Below are 17,962 nucleotides of genomic sequence, written 5' to 3' on the forward strand. Positions count from 1 at the left end.
TCAGACCTCCGCTCGCAGTTGGTCGGCATCGATGATGCGCGGCGGCGTGGCCGAACGCTGCTCGGCAGGGCCGGCACAGCGCAGGGTTTCCTGCCAGAGCCGGGCCAGGGCGAGTTGGTAGTCGCTGCTCAGGCTTGCAGCGACAGGTTCGCCCTGAATGCAGGCTTTCAGGTGTTGCAATAGCCAGGTGACGCCCGCAGGACCTTCGATTTCATGGGCGCTGCGCCAGTGGCTGGCTGCCGGGTGCAGGGGCAATGCCGTGGCTCGCTCAAGATAGTGGGCGGTGCTGGCGTAGAGCGTCTGCCGATCGTCGTTGTGGGTATCGGCATGCAGCGCGGGCGTCCAGTTGACCGGGCCATAACTGGCGTCCAGCGACAGGTATCCGCTGCTCCAGGCCAGGTTCAACTGATGCATGACCAGGCTGTGCAGGTCGGGATCGTCGGGGTCCATCCAGCTTTGCAGGCGCAGCAGCACACGGCTGCCCGGCAGAGTGAGCGACAGGGTGTGAAAGTCCGTGTCGCGATCCACCAGGCTCACGCTGGCCTGTGCCGCCAGCTCGCAGCCCAAGGCTTGCAGCAGCAGGTCCAGGCTCGAATAGAGCAACTGGCGGCTGGTGGTCAGTTGCGCCAGTTGCGGCTTCTGACCGTCCAGCAACTGGCTGACACGTTGCGCTGCACCGGTCCAGCAACGACCGGCTTCGGTATGCGGGTAGAAACTGTTGACGATGTAATGCAACCCCGACTGTGCGGCCAGTGATTGATGACGGGCGATTTCATCCGGGTGAACCGGGTGCTCCTGAATGACGTGCAGGCCACGGCGCAGCAGCTTTTCCGTGAGCTGCCCGCCGACACCGCCAACGATGGCCGATCGCACCACGACACAGGCAATGTCCAGGTCGCCGGGCACTTGCTCGATGTCGGTGTAGAGCGGGATGCCGAAGGCATTGGCCAGCGCTCTGGAGCGCGGGCTGCCAGTGGCCAGCAGGCCAGCCAGTTGCAGGCCGGGTTGCTCGTCCAGAAAACTGTTGAGGTACAGCTCGCCGAATTTGGCCCCGACGATCAGGACTTTCAAAGGCGTACTCATTGTTGATGCTCCTTGTCAGTGGCGGCCAGCCAGTCATTGATGACGGCAGCGGTACGTTCGACCTGTTGCGGATCGAGCAACAATTGCCAGTGATCGCAGGCCATGGATTGGCGCCTGGCCTGTGCAGCCCAGTCCTGCCAGTCCTGTTCGGCGGGTTGCCAGTGCTGCGGGCGACCTTCGGCGGTCAGCCACAGGCACGGCAGGTCCAGGTGGTGCGGGCGTGAGTGGCGGGTCAGCAGCTTCATCAAGTGCTCGATGCGTTCCAGCCACTGTCGGGCCTGCTCCGGTTCCGGCGGGTTTTTCAGGACGCCGGCACGGGTGGCATTGCCCATGAACACTTCCAGTTGCCGGGATGCGGAAAGTTGTTCCAGATCGTCGGGCAACTCGACGGTCTTCGCGCCCTGGGCCATCAGGCGCAACAGGCCCGAACGGTTCTCGACGTGGAAGTCTTCACGGCAGACCGGGTCGAGCAGGATCAGACGCACCTGCTGACCATCGCGCTGCAACAGATGAGCAGCCGCTTCGGCCACGAATGTCCCGTAGGACCAGCCCAGCAGCACATACGGCCCGCTGGCCTGTTGGCGGCGAATGGCGCGAACGTAATGCGCTGCCAGCTCTTGCAAAGACTGAATACCCGGCGCATCGGCGGCCTGCAGGCCGAAGACCTGCAGATCCAGCGCCTGAGCCAGCGGCAGGTAAGAGCCTATTTCGCCATCGGATGCATGGAACACAAACATTGGCAGCGTGTTGCGGCCACGGGCCAGCGCCAGCGGGTTGTCGTCGGCGCGGGCCTCGGTGGTCTGCAATGTGGCGCAGAAGTCGCCCAGACGCGGGTTGTCGAACAGATTGCGCAGGCTGCTGCCGGGGTAACCCATGCGGTTGAGGCGCGCGATCATGCGGGTCGCTATCAGGCTGTCACCGCCACTCTGGAAGAAGTCGCTCTCGGCATCCAGGCTTTGCCCGAGCAATTCCTGCCATAGCCGGGCGACGGCATCCAGTGTTGCCGGGTTCACGACTGCTGCGGGACGCGACTCGGTGCTGGCTGCTTCGGCACGCTGGGTTTCAGTCGCGCTCAACAAGTGTTCGACCTGACGCAATGCCAGTGGCCAGTGTGTCTGCTGTTCAATCTCAGCCTGCACAGCCGCCAGATCCAGATGCGTGTGGCCTTCGGCGCGGGCCAGCATGAAGTGCTGACGCATGCTGTCCTGAGCCTGTTGCGGCCAGTTCATCACCCAACTGAAGCCCGAAGCCTGCACGGCAGTGCGCCAGCGCGGCAGGTCCAGCATGGCCTTGTCGTCTTCGCTGCGCTCGTCTTCAAAGTTGCTCAGGCCTTCGATGAACCCGATGCTCGCCAGTTGCAGCGCGCTGTCGCGTTCGGTGGCCTCCAGCAACAGCAAATGCCCGCCGCTGCGTAACAGACGATGCAAGCGTTTGAGTGAACGGGTCACATGGGACGCATCGTGCATCACGTTGACCGCCACGATCAGGTCGTAGCCTTGTGCCGGATGCTGGCTGAAGTCCACGGGCTGGTTCAGGTCCAGAATCGAGCTGGTCAGTTGCGGCCAGGCTGCGAAGCGTTCCTGGGCCTGCTTGAGGAACAGGCTGGAAACATCGGTAAAGCGGTATTCACTCAGATGGCTTTCCAGCATCGGCAGCAAATGGTTGGTGGTGGCACCGGTACCGGCGCCCACTTCCAGCACCCGCAGGTCACGACGTTTTCCGGCCAGCGCCTTGGCGGTCTGTGCGAGTGCGCTGTTCAGGCAATGCAGGACCGGGTTGTTGCTGTACAGGGCTTTCACGACTTCGTCGCTGTTACCGAACAGCAGGCTCAGCGGCGAGCGATCACCTCGCAGCAACTCTCCATGCAACTCGATGCAGGCATCCAGATAGGTGGAAAGTGTCTGGCTCCAGTCGGCATCGGGCAGTGTCTGCGCTGTCGCCGGGGCACCTTCTGGCGCCAGGGTCAGGTAGCGTTGCCCGTCCTGTTGTACCCAGCCTTGCTGGCAGAGCATGGCCAGCCATTGGCGCAGCAGGCCGCCAAATTGCGGCAATGCTCCCAGACGGGTCATCACCTGAGCCAGGTCATGGCTCTGACCGGCTTCAGTGAACAGCCCGTGCTTTTGCAGCGTGGCGAGGATGCCCTGGCGGGCACGGCTTTCGAGCGCTTGCCAGGTCAGGTCCACTTCCTGACGCTGGGCATCGCTCAGGTCCGGCAACTCGTTCAGTGCCAGTGGCAGCGGAGCGAGAAGGGTGTCATCAAGGGCTGCCGGTTCTCTGGCGACCAGTTCACCCAGCAAGGTACGGCCATCGGTATCGACGCTGATTCTTGCCGCCTGAACGCCTTGCGCACGGCGCAACTGTGCCTCAAGGGCTTGCGGATCGAAGCGCTCGCCGTCCAGATTGACTGACCAGTCGTGGCGTGGCAGATCCGGCAGGCCATCGAAGCCTTGAGGATGGCTTGCCAGTTTCTGCAACAATTCGCCATAGGCCTGGAACAGGCTGTCGATCAAACCGTCGGCCAGCACGTCCTCCATGCAGTACCAACTGAACACCAGCTCCCCGTCGATCTCCATGACCTGATGATCGAGCCAGACCTGCGGCGTCTGGGTGAAGACATGCACCGGGTCGCCGAGGGTCGAGGTCATGGCCTGATCGATGGCTTTACCGTCCAGCGACATGCCCAGCATGCTGGTGAACACCACCGGCATGGTTGGTTGACGGCTCTGGCCCTGACGACGCCCGAGTTCGCGCATCAGTTCCACGCCATTGACGTTGGTGTGGGTGAGGCGTTGCCAGAGACGTGCCTGGGTACTTTCCATGACCTGACGCAGGCTGTCGCCGCGTCCCAGTTGGAAGTCGATCAACAGCACCGAAGTGAAGTCGCCGATCAACTGCTGGACCTGCGGATGCAGTGGGCGGCGGTTGAAGTAAGTCAGGTTGAGGGTGAAGTCCGGCGTGCGGCTGACGCTTTCCAGCGTCTGGGCAAACAGCGCCAGCAAGGCCGCAGAGGCGGTGACGCCAGACTGTTGGCATTGCGTCTTGAAGCTGCTCCAGTGCTCGGCACCCAGCGTGGCCTGCAAAGTGCGGAAACGTGGCTGGCCCTGTTGCGGCACGGCGGCCATCGGCAACTGCGGTGCGGCCGGCAGGTGCGCCAGTGTTTCCTGCCAGTAGCGCCAGGATTGGCGCCATTGCAGGCTGTCGCGCTGGGCCAGATCGGTCAGTACATAGTCGCGGAAGGTCAATTGCAGAGGCGCGAGGTCCTGACCGGCATAGGCCGTGGCCAGATCGTCCATCATCACCTTGAAACTCTGCACATCGAACAGCAGCAGATCGAGGTTCATGTGCAGGCGGCAATGTCCGGCATCCAGTTCGCTGACCGTGACCTCGAACAGAGGCCAGCGGTCGGCGGGCAGGACCCGATACGACATTTCTTCGCGAATGCCCAGCAAGCGCTGTTGTTGCTGTTCCTCAGGCAAGTCGCGCAGGTCATCGCGTGGCAGCTTGTACCAGGGCGTCTGTTCAAGGATGCGTTGCCGACCGTCGCTGTCCACCACCATGCGCAGCATGTCATGGCGTGCGATCAGCGCATTCCAGGCCCGCTCGAAACGGCTCAGGTCAAAATCGGCATAGGCCTTGTCCCACTCGAACAACACATGACAGGCCACACCGCCGTATTCGATCAGGTCGGTGCGTCCCAGCCAGTAGGCGTGCTGAATCGGTGTCAACGGGAACGGCTCGAAGCGCGCCTTTGGATCAGGCACGATCTGCTGATCGTTCGCGGCCACCGGCGTTTTCCCGGCATCGGCCAGCAACAGGGCGCTCAGGCCGCGGATGCTCAGGTCGCGATAGGCCTGTTCGGCGTCCAGACGGATGCCCAGTTGGCGCTGGATATCGCTGCTCAGTTCCAGGAACAGCAGGGAATCCAGGCCCAGTTGCATCAGGTCCTGATTTTCCGCAGGCGCAGAATCGGAGCCCAGGCGCAATTGTCGGCAGATCGATGCGCTCAGCCAGTGGCTCAGGGCCTGACGATCAGCCTTTGCTTCGCCGGTCAGCACCGGTGCCGTGATAGCATCGGTCTGCCGAGTGTTCTTGGCCTGAGGTCGGGCGGCAGGTTGTTCGGCCTGTTGTGCGAACAGGCGACGACGCGGGTCGATACGCTCATGATCCACGCGCATTGCCAGGTGCCATGGCGCACCGCGCATGACGGCTTGCTCCAGATGCCAGAGACCTTCGCCTGTTTGCAGCGTGCCCATTCCGCCCTGAGCCAGTCTGGCATGCAGGTTGTCTTCGGCAGCCCGGCCGATCTCACCCCAGGCGCCCCAGGCAATGCTGATGGTGCGTAGGCTGGCGCGAGGATTGGCTTCGGCCAGACCGTCCAGATAGGCACTGGCCAGCGCATGGGCACCCTGGCCCGATGCGCCGAGGCTGGCAGCGGCCGAAGAGTAGAGCAGCAGATAGCGGCCCTGACCGGCCAGTGCGGTCTGAAGCTGGCTGGCCGCCGAGCATTTGACCTGCAACAGCGGTTGCATGCGTTCAGTGTCGAGGTTGGCCAGCGGCGTATCGTCCAGCAGCCCGGCGCTATGAACCGCACCCATCAGGCCGCCATCCAGTTGCAAGTCTTCCAGGCACATGCCCAGCGCAGCCGGGTCGCTGACATCGCAGTCGAACCAGCGCAATTCGCAGCCGTGTTCCTGTTGCAGGCGGGCGAACCACTGCCCGACGTCTTCAGGGCCGCGAGGGGCGAGCAGGGCAATACGACGGGCACCTTGATGAGCCAGCCACTCGACGCTCAAACGACCCAGCCCGCCAAAGGCGCCGGTTACCACATGCCAGCCGTTGCCGGTAAAGCTGTGCGCGGGCAGGTTGGCGGTGCTGTGGGGTTGGGCAGCCAGTGCCTGGATCTGTACCTGACCATTGCGTACCGCGATCCAGCGTTCGCCGCTTTGTGCGGCGCTCAAACCCGGCAACATCTGTTGCCATTCGTCACTGCCATTCAGGTCGATAGCCGCCAGCGCCCGCTCTGGTTGCTCGGCACTGGCAACCTTTAGCAAGCCCCAGATTGCACGTTGTTCCGGGTTTACGGCGGTATCGCCAGCCGGTGCCCAGGCATTGCGGGTGACCACCAGTAAAGGTTGATCCGTGTTGCGGGTCAGGGCATTGAGCACGTCGTGGGTGATGGCTTGCAGCTCGCCGTTTTCCACGACCAGCAGGCAGGCCTTGGCGTCAGGGTCATGAGCAATGCCCACTTCGGCCAGTGCGGATCGTGCGCTGGCCGGCTCAATGCGCAATGCGGGGACCGCGGCGTCCTGCACGTTCAGTGCCTGCCACTGCCAGGCGTAATGAGTGCCAGGCGCTGCCTTCAGTGCGGGCAGAGAAGCGTTGGCCACTGGCTGGTTATCGGCGCTGCCGAGCAATAGCCATTGCCCTTGGTCATTGCGCTGCTTGAGTGTCACACGGGCGACGCCGAACGGGCTGGCACACCATTCCAGCGACAAACCGTCCAGCCGTTCGGGCAACGCGACAGGCTGCGTGAATACCGGCACCTGACGTGTGTCGCCATGCCGTGATGCCAATTCGTTGCATGCCTGTTGAAGACGCGCCTGCCAGCGTTGCGCCTGGCCGGAGCAGTCTCGCCAGTCGGGTTGATAGAGGCTTTCGCCCAGTTGTCGACCCAGAACGGCACTGCCACTGTCGTGACCGGCACTGGCAGGGTTGGCGGTGACGTTCGACGCCTGGGTGCGGGCCAGCAGAATATGCTCGCTGATGTTTGCGGTCACGCTGCCATCGTCCGGCAACCAGTCCAGGCGCTCGAAACCGCTTTCCCGGCATTGCTGCTGCCAGTGTTCGGTGGACAGGAACAACTCGCCGCCACGGGCCTGTTCATCATGCAGCGGCAGTACCAGCGGGCCGAACACGAAGTCGAAAAGACGCATCGGGCGAGTGATTTCGCGCATCAACAGGCCACCACCGGGCTTGAGCAACGGACGCAGGTTTTGCAGCGTCTGGCCCACATGCTGGGTGGCGTGGATCACGTTGGCGGCGACGATCAGGTCATATTGCCCGGCCAGGAAGCCTTGCTCGCCGGCCGGTTTCTGCAGGTCGAACTGGGCGTAATCGACAAAGTCGTATTCGCTGAATTTTTCTTCGGCACGGCGGCTGAACAGGGCGGAAATATCGGTAAAGCAATAACGCACATCCGCCACGTCCTTGAGCTCGGGCAACAGCCAGGCGGTGGTGCCGCCTGTACCGCCACCGACTTCCAGAATGCGCAGCGGGCTACCACCGTTCTGCCGGTTCTGGTTGACCAGCCCGGATATCACGCCTGCGGCAATCTGGTTGAAGTAACGACCGAAACTGAATTGCTGATACAGCACTTCCACGCCGCTCGACGCGCTTTCCGGGAAGATCACCGCCACGGGCTCCACGGAGCCGTTCATCATGGCGAAAAGCTGCTCGCCAGCGCGTTCGACCGTTTCGGCGATCACGTCCAGGCCTTCGCAGCAGTCGCGCAGTTCCTTGAGCAGGGCTGCGCGCTGCTCGTAAGGCACCGGAATCGCGGTGCGATAGATACCGTGTTCCTGCGCGTAGTAGCCATCCTCGACACAGGCATTGAGCAGGCGCACCAGCAATTGCCGGTGACGCGGCAGCAGACGCCCGCCACGCAGGATGTCCAGCGCCGGAGCACCGGTATCGATGCGCTCGCCCACGCACTGGCGAACCATCTGGTCGACATAGATTGCATGCAGCTTGGTCACGCACACATAGAGGCGTTCCAGACGCGGCAGATCCAGGCTTGCGCCTTCTTGAATGACGGCCTGGCGACCGGCTTCCAGCAACGGATCCTGCTGAGTCACCGCGAGCGTTTGACGTGGCGTATCGCACCAGTAGCGTTGTTCATCAAAGGCATAAAGTGGCGCCTGGATGCGTTGCCCGCTGCTGGGCAGCAACTCGCGCCATGGCAGGTTGGCGCCCGCGGCGAACAGGCGCAGCAGGCTGTCTTGCAATACAACTTGCGCGGGCTTTTGACGTCGGGCGCTGGCAATCCAGTGCACGCCCGGTTGTTGCAGGCGAGTGCCAATGCCGGTCAGCGGCGCATCGGGACCCAGTTCCAGGCTGATGCCGACGCTGGTTTGCAGGGCTTGTTGCAAGGCCTGATGGAAGCGTACTGGCTCGCGCATGTGTCGGCGCCAGTAATCACCGCTTTCCAGCTCGGCCTGAGTCAGCGGCTGGCCGGTCAGGGTCGAGATCAGCGGGATTTTCCCGGGGTTGGCATGCAGGCGGGCGCAGGCTTGCTGAAACTCGTCGAGGATTGGGTCGAGCAGACGAGAATGCGCTGCACCGGCCACGCTCAGGCGGTTATGGCGGATCTGCCGGTCTTGCAGTGTTTGCACCAGCGCCTCGATGCCGTCACGGCTGCCCGAAGCCACCAGATGCTGTTCGGCGTTATGCACGGCAATCTCGACGCCATGCTGGCGGGCCAGAGGCTCAAGGGTTGCGGCGTTGCAGAACACCGCGAGCATCGTGCCTTCGGCGGCGCTCTGGTTCATCAGGCGACCACGGGTAATGACCAGTGGCAGCACGTCTTCCAGGCGGTAGATCCCGGCGATCACCACGGCCGCGAACTCACCGACCGAATGACCGATCAGCAGGTCCGGCGTCAGGCCTTGTTCGCGCCAGTGGGCGGCCATGGCCACGGCAAAGGCCACGATGGCCGGTTGCGCATAATCCATGCGGTCGATCAGCGCGTCATGCTCGCCGAACATCACCGATTGCAGGGACGGCTGAAGGTGGGCAGCGCAGGCGGCGAAGCTGCGGTCCAGGCTTTCGGTAAATGCCTTGGCTTGGCCGTAGAGATTTTTGCCCATGCCTGCCCACTGGCTGCCCTGGCCGCTGCACAACCAGAGCTGCGCGGCCTGTTGTGCATGGCCGTCATGCAGCAGTGCATCGCTGTTGCCCTGGGCAAAGGCTTCAAGTGCCGGTGCCGTTTCTTCATGCAGTGGCACCGCCAGGCGATAAGGCAGGTCGAGTTGTCGACCGTGTAACGCGGTATGTGCCAGGTTGGCCGCAGCGTTGCTGTTCTTGAGTTGCAGGGCGTAGCGACCGGCCAGTTGTTGCAGCGATGCCTGGCTTGCGGCACTGAGCAACAGAGCGCTGGACTCAGGTTTGGGGCTGGTGCTGCGCAAGGTATCGGGTAGGGCTTCGACGATTACATGGCAGTTGGTGCCGCCGATTCCGAAGGAGGAAACGCCCGCGCGGCGCGGCCCGGCTGGCCAGTCACGTGGCTGGGTCGGGACCCTGAACGGGCTGTTTTCCAGTTGCAGCGCGGGATTGGCCTGCTCGAAGTTGATACTTGGCGGAATCCGCCCATGGCTGACGGCAAGCACCGTTTTGATCAGGCTGGCGATGCCGGCTGCGGTATCCAGATGCCCCAGGTTGCCCTTGACCGAGCCCAGCGCACAGCCGCCGATGTCGCTGCGCTGGGCGAAGACATCGCGCAGCGCCTGCACTTCGATGGGGTCGCCCAGTGGCGTGCCGGTGCCATGAGCCTCGATCATGCCGATGCTGGAGCATTCGATATCGGCCAGCAGCAGGGCATCGCTGATGACCTCACGCTGACCGACCACCGATGGCGCGGTATAGCCGACCTTGTGATGACCGTCGTTATTGATCGCACTGCCGCGCAGTACGGCAAGAATCGGATCGCCATCGCGCAAGGCATCTTCAAGGCGACGCAAGGTCACGGCACCGACGCCGTTGCCGGCAAAGGTGCCCTGGGCACTGGCGTCGAACGGGCGGCAGCGTCCGTCCGGCGAGAAAATCATGCCCGGCTGATAGAGGTAACCCGCCTGTTGCGGAAACGACACCGCAACGCCACCCGCCACGGCCATGGAGCATTCGCCGCTGCGCAGGCTTTCACAGGCCATGTGCACGGCGACCAGCGAACTGGAACAGGCCGTCTGCACCGTCATGGCCGGGCCGCGAAGGTTGAGCTTGTAAGCGGCGCGGCTGGCCAGGTAATCCTTGTCGTTGCCCATCAAGGCTTGCAGTCCCTTGACCTGAGCCACTTCGGTAACGCGGATGTTGTCGCGGCCCGGATAGGTGCTCATGCGTCCGGAGGCGAATACACCGGTCTTGTGAACAACGTCGCGTGGCGCAAAACCCGCATGCTCCAGAGCGTGCCAGACGGTTTGCAGGAACAGTCGTTGTTGCGGATCGATGGACTCGGCTTCCTGACGCGAATAGCCGAACAGCGCGGCATCGAACCGGTCAGGGTTATCGATGGTCGAGGCCACATTGACGAAATCGGGGTTGTCGATCAGCGCCGGGTCCAACCCGGCGGCCAGCAGTTCTTCACGGCTGAAACGGCGGCTGCATTCGCGGCCATTCAGTAAATTCTGCCAGTACTCGTTACTGTCGCTGGCGCCGGGGAAGCGGCAAGCCAGACCAATGACGGCGATGGGTTCACTGGTGCCGTAGAACTCTTCAAAGGTGTGCATGAATGACCTCTTGGGCAGGAGCGTTAGACGAAGTGGATGAAGCGCGTTCAAGGCGGCGACGCAGCCGCAACGCAGGCCATAGAGAAAGGCAGGCAATGGCCGCCAGAATGGCCAGCAACGCTGGATAGCCCAGGTGATGGGCGACTTGCAGGGCGGCCATGGAACCGAGCATGGCAATGGCAGCATCCACCGATTGCAGCAGGGCATAGTCCGAGGCCGGTTGGTGCGCTCGTACGACGCCCATCAACAGGTTGTAGAGCGTGACAAAGCTGATGGCCGCCGCGACATTGACCAGCGCGAACAGCGCCAGCCAGGCCGTGAGGCTGTAGAGCGTGGCGCCCAGCGCCGCCGCCACGGCAATCGCGGCGTGGATGGCCATGGCGGGCAGCAGGCAACGCCAGGCGCCGAAACGCTTGGCCAGCCAGCCGCCGAGGAATACGCCAAGAGCGCTGGCGAGGGTGCCGTACAACGTTGTTACAAAACCCAGGTCCGCGAGACTCAAGCCTTGATCCAGCAAGAGCACGGTTTGTACGGTCATCAGGCCGCGCATTGCCAGGTAGTAGATGGCGGTCAGGCAGAGCGCAGGCCACAGGGCCGTGAAGCTGCTGAGGTCCAGCCTTGGAGGTCGCGTTGGTTCAGTGCTGACCGTGCTGGCCGGTAGCAGGCTCACCGGCAATAACAGCAACAGTGAAACCGCCGCCATCCCGGTAAAGCCCGCACGCCAGCCCCAGTGCTCGGCCAGGTACAGAAACACGAACGAGCCGAACACCACGCCCAGATAACTGCCGCCCACTTGCGCGGTATTGGCGAACGGACGACTGGCTGCATCGCAAGTGGTAATGGTGATGCCGTCGGCATAGATGTCATGACTGGCCGAGAGCAACGCCAGCAACATCAGGCCGGCCATGATCGGGTAGATCGAATGCTCCGGTGCCAGAAAGCCGAGCGTCAGCAGGGTCACCGCCATGCACAGTTGCAGGATCACCAGGCTGCCCAGGTAGCGATTGCCGCGCAGGGGGATGCTGTGGCGTTCGCACCAGGGTGCCCAGAGAAACTTGCCGACCCAGGGCAGGAACGTCAGCGACAGCAAACTGAGGCTGGCAAGGTCCAGCCCCTTATGACGGAAGTAGCCGACCACCCCTTGCAGCATCAAGGCCGTGAGCATGCCTTGATGCAGGTAGTAACACCAATAAGGCAGATAGCGGCTCATGAAGCACTCCCGATGCGACGTAAGCGCCTGGCATTGCGCTGGGTCAACTGGGTACGACGCGCCTGTTCCAGGTCTTCGCTGACTGGCGCTGTCTGGCTCAGGTGCAAGGCCAGCGCATGGGCATTGGGGTAGCCGAACAGATCCGTGACTTGCAGTTGCGGATAGCCCGATTGAGTCAGACGGATATGCAACTGCACCAGCTTCAGGGAGCTGGCGCCCGCATCGAAGAAGTTCTGCCGGGCGTCGTGCAGTTTCAGCCCCATCACTTCACTGAAGCTCTGGCGGATCTGCTCGACGATCTGCTCATCGACCTGGCTGCCGGTGTCCACCGGCGTCGGTACTGGCAGTGCGCGGGGCAGGGTGGCGATTGAGGCCCCTGCCTGTTTGCGCGCCACCAGTTGCTCCAGCGGCAAGGCCCATGCCTGCGGTTGTTCGGCCAACTGATGCAACAGGGCAACATACTGGGTGAACATGGCGCGCAGCATGGCGGGCTCGAACAGCGCTTCGACCGCATCCCAGTTCAGGCACAGGTCGCCCTCCGACTCGTAGACCTGATGATCCAGCCAGATCTGTGGCGTCTGGGAAATGCCCCAGACCGGTTTGAGCCAGGACGACTCGGCCATGAAGCGGCCTTTGTCGAAGCCCAGCGCGCTGGTGAACACCACCGGCATCTGCGCGGCAGCCATACCGTTGCGCCTGGCCAGCTCACGCATCACCCGGATGGCCGAGTGATCCCGCTGGGCCAGGTCGCGCCAGAGCCGCTGTTGCAGGCGTTGAGCGCTGCCGAGCCACTGGCCGGTCGGTTGCCAGGCCAGCAACAGCAATGACGTGAAGTCGCCCAGTACCCGGTCGATGTGCGGGTGCAACGGCTGACGGTCGAACAGCGTCAGGGTCAGTTCACGCTCGCTGCTCCAGGCCGAAAGCACGGCGGCGAATGCACTGAGCAGCAGGCCTGAAGGCGTCAACTGGTGCTGGTGTGCCTGGGCTTTCAGGCGTTCCCAGGTGTCTGCCGGAATCCGTTCGGCCAGACGCACGAAGCGTGGCGTGCCGACTTCGCTCGGGTCCTGGCGCAATGGCAGGCGCGGCGCGGACGGCAGACTGTCCAGACGGCGCTGCCAGTAGGCCTGGGCGTTGACGGCCTCGCGTTGCTCGGCACGCAGGCACTGGTAATCCCTGAAGCCGATATCGATAGGCTCCAGTTCGCGGTCGGGTTGCTGATACAGCACTTCCAGTTCGGCCAGCAGAATCTGCATGCTCATACCGTCGAGCAACAGGTTGTCCAGGCTGATGAACACGCTGCTGTGCGTGCCGCCATCCTCGGCGATTTGCACATCGAACAATGGCCATTGTTCCGGGTTCAGCACTTGATGCGACAGGCGATCACGCAGCGCCAGGGTTTCCGGGGCCTGCAGCGAGCTGACGCGGTGACGTTGCGGCACAAAGGCGGGAACCTGCTCCAGCACTTGCATGCGCCCGTCACGCACCACTGCGCGCAGTGTGTCGTGGCGGTCGATCAACTGCTGCCAGACCGACTCGAAGCGCTGGATATCCAGTTGCTCGACGTTGAACTCGACAAAGAAATGCGCACCTACGCCGCCCAGTACGAAACCGGGCTGGCGACCCACCAGGTAGGCTTCCTGCACATCGCTCAAGGCAAAAGGTTGATAGCGGCCAGCGGGATCATGTTGCAGGGTTGTCGCAGGCGCGCTGTTGTCGGCGACCAGAGTGGCCGCGAACGCTTGCAGACCCGGGAAGTTGAACAGGTCATCGAGCCGGGCGCGATAGCCATGCTTGCCCAGTTCGCCGATCAGTCGGGTGGCCAGCAGAGAGTCGCCGCCCAGCTGGAAGAACTGGCTTTGGCAATGGACCGGACCGGTCTGCAACAGCTCTTCCCAGAGACGGGCCAGCAATTGCTCGCGGTCGGTGCTCGGGGCCTGAGTGTCGTCGAGGATTTCGACGGCAGGCTTGCAGAGCTGGGCTAGAGTCTTGTGGTCGATCTTGCCATTGGCTGTCAGGGGCAGGGCGTCGAGAAAGTACAGGCGCTGGGGGATCATATAGCCGGGCAGTTCGCCGGCCAGTGCCTTGGCCAGTCGTGCCGCGTCCGGTTTTTGCAGAGTGTCGCTGGCGCGCAGCACCAGACGTTGCACATCGCCCAGGCGATCGGCATGACCGCTGCTCAATCCGGCCTGAGCCAGCAGGGTTTGCCAGTGGGCCGTATCGTGCAGTTGTTGCGCGGCGCTCTGACCTTCGCTGAGCAGGTCGGCACTGACCAGGGCCAGCGGGGAAGCCTGCGCCAGTTCCAGCACACAGACAGCGGCGCCCGGCGCACAGAGTTTCAGCCAGCGTTGGAGTGCCAGCTCCGGCTGGTCGATGCGGTGCAACTGGTTATTGATCAACAAGACATCGGCGCTGTGGCGCAGGGTCTGGAGTTCGGCATCGGTGTCGCGACAGGCTTTGCCATGGGCAAAGCGGGCCAGACGTTCCCGGGCTTTGAGGACCAGCGCCTGGGACTCATCGATAGCCGTGTATTGCACCTGGGTGGCGCTCAGACGCTCCAGCAGATGAACGGCGGCCACGGCGCTGCGGGCACCGGCTTCGATCAGTCGCACGGGGCGTTGCAGACGCTGGCTCAGGCGGGCAATGGAGGTCGCCAGTTGTTCGAGGGCGGCGCTGCTGCCAGCGCTTTGCATCAACAGATGTTCGGGGGACCAGTAAGGGTGATCGAGCAAGGTCCGGGCATTGCGTTGGCCGCGCAGGATATCGCTGAGTGCGTCGTGGTGAGCGTTCAACGCTTCCTTGAGGGCGTAAGTCGAATCGTTGTCGGCGTTGCTGACCGATTCGGCGCTGTGTGTGCGCTGCCATTGTCCATCGGCATTGCAGTGCAGGCGGCCCTGGGTGCTCAACTCGTCCAGCCAGCGGCCCAACAGCGCCCGCCATTGTTCCTGAGCGCCATAGGTTTGCAGGGCCGCGTCGAGGCTGACCGGCGTGCTGAAGTCCAGGCCGTTGAGGGCCAGGTGCTGGATCAGAAAGTCAGCCAGCAGAGCATCTTGCGAGGTCGATAGCTCAGCAAGGCAAGGAGACGTCAGCCAGTCGCAATAGTCGGTCGGTGTGTGCGGGTCGGCTTCGACCGGGCTGCACAGGCTTGAACCCTGCGGCACGACAAAGGCCACCAGACTTTTTTCCCGTTCGCCCAGTGCCATGCTGATGGCACTCTTGACGCCTTCCAGACGGTTGAACGCTGCGTCGATCTCGCCCAGTTCGATGCGATAGCCGCCGACCTTGACCTGCTTGTCGCGACGGCCGAGGAATTCCAGGGTACCGTCGGGCCAGTAGCAGCCCATGTCGCCGGTGCGATACCAGCGTGCGCCGTCCACTTCGACGAATTGACGGGCGCTGCGCTCGATGTCGTTGAAGTAGCCTTGTGCGACGCCGATACCGCCGATCCACAGCTCCCCCGCAACCCAGTCGGGGCAGTCGCGGCCCAGCTCATCCACCACGCGATAGCTCTGGTTGGCCAGCGGCTGGCCGTAGGGAATCGAGCGCCAATTCGGCTCGACACGCGCCACGGTGCAGGTGTTGGACCAGATCGCCGCTTCCGTCGCACCGCCCATGGCCACGAACTCGCCGTCGGCGCGGTACTGGTGATAGCGCTCGGGCAGGTCCAGGCCGATCCAGTCGCCGGACAGCATGACCACCCGCAGATGCGCCGGGCTGTTCAGCTCGAAGCCTTCGCTGTAGGTCAGCAGCATGTCGAACAGGGCAGGTACGCTGTTCCATAGCGTGATGCCGTGTTTCACGATCAGGTCGCACCACAGCGCAGGATCACGGCGCTGCTGCTCGTTGACCAACACCACCGAAGCGCCTGAACCGAGCACGCCGAAGATGTCGTAGACCGACAGGTCGAAATGCAGCGCCGAGAGGGCCAGTACCCGGTCGTTTTCGTCGACTTGATGGCGCTGGCTGATATCCACGCAGGTGTTCAGGGCGCTCTGATGGCTGATGACCACGCCTTTGGGTTCGCCGGTGGAACCTGAGGTGTAGATGATGTAGGCCGGTTGTTGCACATCCACGGCCACTTGCTGAAACAGCGGTTCACCGAGGATTGCCTGCTGCCAGTCGAGACGGTTGTCGATTTCGTTTTCGCGAGGTTCGTCCGCGCTGGTCAGCACGCACTTGACCCCGGCACCTTTATAGATTCCCAGACGTCGCGCCAGCGGTTGATCAGGCGGCACGGGAACGTAAATGGCTCCGGCCTTGAGAATGCCCAGTACGGCAATGATCTGGCCGATATCCTTGAACATGCTGACCGCGACCGTATCGCCTGCGCTCACGCCTCGGGCTTGCAGGCTGCCGGCAAGGCGACTGGCCTGATCGATCAACTGGGCAAAACTCAACTGACGCTCGCCCTGAATCAGCGCGATGGCATCTGGACGGTGTACGGCCTGGGCGAAAACAGCGTCGTGCAGCAGGCCGGCAGGCACAGGACGCGCCGTGGCGTTCGCCAGCTCGCGGACCACGCGCTGGGTGGCAGGCATCAGTTCCGGCAGCGGACGTGACCAGCCGCTCGGGTCAGCAATCAAGGCCAGCACCTGCTCGAAATAGACCTCGAACAGCGTGTCGGTCAGCCCTTTGGGGAACAGGTCGTTGTTGCTGTCCCATTGCAGCATGATCTGGCCACGGTGCTCGAACGCCAGGTGGTCGATCCACACCTGCGGGGTCTGGGAAATGCCCCAGCCCGGTTCGCCGATGGAGCTTGCTTCGGCTTCGCCATACAGCGGGCGTCCCAGATTGCTGGTGAACACCAACGGCGCACCGTGGGGGTGGCGCTGGTGTTTCTTGAGTTCGCGCAGCACCTCGACGCCGGACCAGGCGCTGTGCTCATGGACCTCGGCAAACGTCCGCTGGTTGGCCAGTGCCAGTTCGGCAAAGGTCTGCCCGTCACATTCCACCGGTAACGGCAGGATATTGGTGAAGTCGGCAATCATGCCGGACACAGCCGGATGCAGTGGCTGACGGTCGAACAGGGTCAGGTTCAGCAGCAGTTTCTGTTGCCCGCTCCAGCGGCCCAGCACCGCGCTGAACAATGTGGCCAGCGCCATGGTCGGGGTTACGCCGTGGTTGCCGGCGTGCTCCTTGAAAACCTGCCATTGCCCGGCGTCCAGTTGTCCGCGGCGGCGGCTGATACGGACCTGTTCGATACGCTCGGGTTCTTGCGCCAAGGGCAGGATCGGGGCCAGCGGCAAATCGTCCAGACGTGCCATCCACCAGGCTTTGGCCTGTTCGATACGTGCCTGATCGTTGCGCTCGACCTGTGTCAGGTAACTGCAAAAGTCGTAATCGGTGGGCGAGGGTGGCAGCGGCTGGTCCGCTATCAGGGCAATCAGTTCCTCGAACAGCTGGTTGAAGCTGGCGGCATCGCAGACCAGCAGGTCGATATTGACCAGCAGCCGGTGTTTGCCTTCAGGCAGCAGGCACAACTGGAAGTCGAAGGTTTCACCGATCTCGACCTGCAGGCGACGATGGCCCAGTTGCTCACGCAATTGCAGGAGGGTTTGCTGGCGCGAAGCCTGGTCGTGCTGACGCAGGTCATGAACCTTCAGGCCCGGCCATGAGGCGTGTGGTTGCCATTGCTGGCGACCGTTGGCCAGAAAGCGGGTCTTGAGCATCGGATGGCGTTCGATCAGTTGATAGATCGCAGGCTCCAGCACCTGTGCTGTCAGCCCATGGCCATCGAATTCCTGATACAGATGGCAACCCACGCCGCCCAGTGGCTGCTCGCTGGAGCGGCCGACCAGATAAGCGTGCTGCACGGCGGTCAGCGGGAATGGCTGGCCATCGCTCATGCGCGGTAGCGGCTCTGTCGTTTGTGGTACAGCGGCACCCGGAGCTTTGGCGCGGGCATTGGTCAGCAGGTTTTGCCAGCCTTCCAGCGTCGGGTGGTCATAAAGCTCGCTCAAGGTCACCTTGAAGCCCAGGCGACGAAAGCGATTGAGCCAGGCCATCAGGTGCATTGAATCAAGGCCCAGCCGTAGAAGGTTGGCATCGCCTGGTAGCTGTTCGACGGGCAAGCGAAGTTGCTTGGCGATTTCATCAACCAGTGTTGCAGGGTCGAAGTCTTCAAGCGTTGTGCCGCGCGTAGTCGAGGCTTTTCTGGTCGATGTGTACATGGTAA

General features: G+C 63.0%; 4 protein-coding genes. All 4 read right to left on the reverse strand.

What is annotated here, in order from left to right:
* The 4 genes from KGD89_RS10810 to KGD89_RS10825 are packed head-to-tail and all read right to left on the reverse strand — an operon-like array spanning position 1 to position 17,957.
* Positions 1-1,083 carry a Gfo/Idh/MocA family oxidoreductase gene (locus KGD89_RS10810; protein ID WP_025259797.1) on the reverse strand — a complete coding sequence of 361 codons (1,083 nt, stop codon included), beginning with the start codon at positions 1,081-1,083 and terminating at the stop codon, positions 1-3.
* Positions 1,080-10,580 carry a type I polyketide synthase gene (locus KGD89_RS10815; protein ID WP_025259798.1) on the reverse strand — a complete coding sequence of 3,167 codons (9,501 nt, stop codon included), beginning with the start codon at positions 10,578-10,580 and terminating at the stop codon, positions 1,080-1,082. Before KGD89_RS10815 ends, KGD89_RS10810 begins: the two co-directional genes overlap by 4 nt.
* Entirely contained in the window at positions 10,567-11,790 is a 1,224-nt protein-coding gene (locus KGD89_RS10820; RefSeq protein ID WP_025259799.1) for an MFS transporter, read from the reverse strand. The genes KGD89_RS10815 and KGD89_RS10820 overlap by 14 nt, the downstream gene beginning before the upstream one ends.
* Positions 11,787-17,957 carry a non-ribosomal peptide synthetase gene (locus tag KGD89_RS10825; RefSeq protein WP_025259800.1) on the reverse strand — a complete coding sequence of 2,057 codons (6,171 nt, stop codon included), beginning with the start codon at positions 17,955-17,957 and terminating at the stop codon, positions 11,787-11,789. The genes KGD89_RS10820 and KGD89_RS10825 overlap by 4 nt, the downstream gene beginning before the upstream one ends.
* Positions 17,958-17,962: the final 5 nt, after the last annotated feature.

The sequence above is a fragment of the Pseudomonas cichorii genome (genome assembly GCF_018343775.1).
GTDB classification, from domain to species: Bacteria; Pseudomonadota; Gammaproteobacteria; order Pseudomonadales; family Pseudomonadaceae; genus Aquipseudomonas; species Aquipseudomonas cichorii.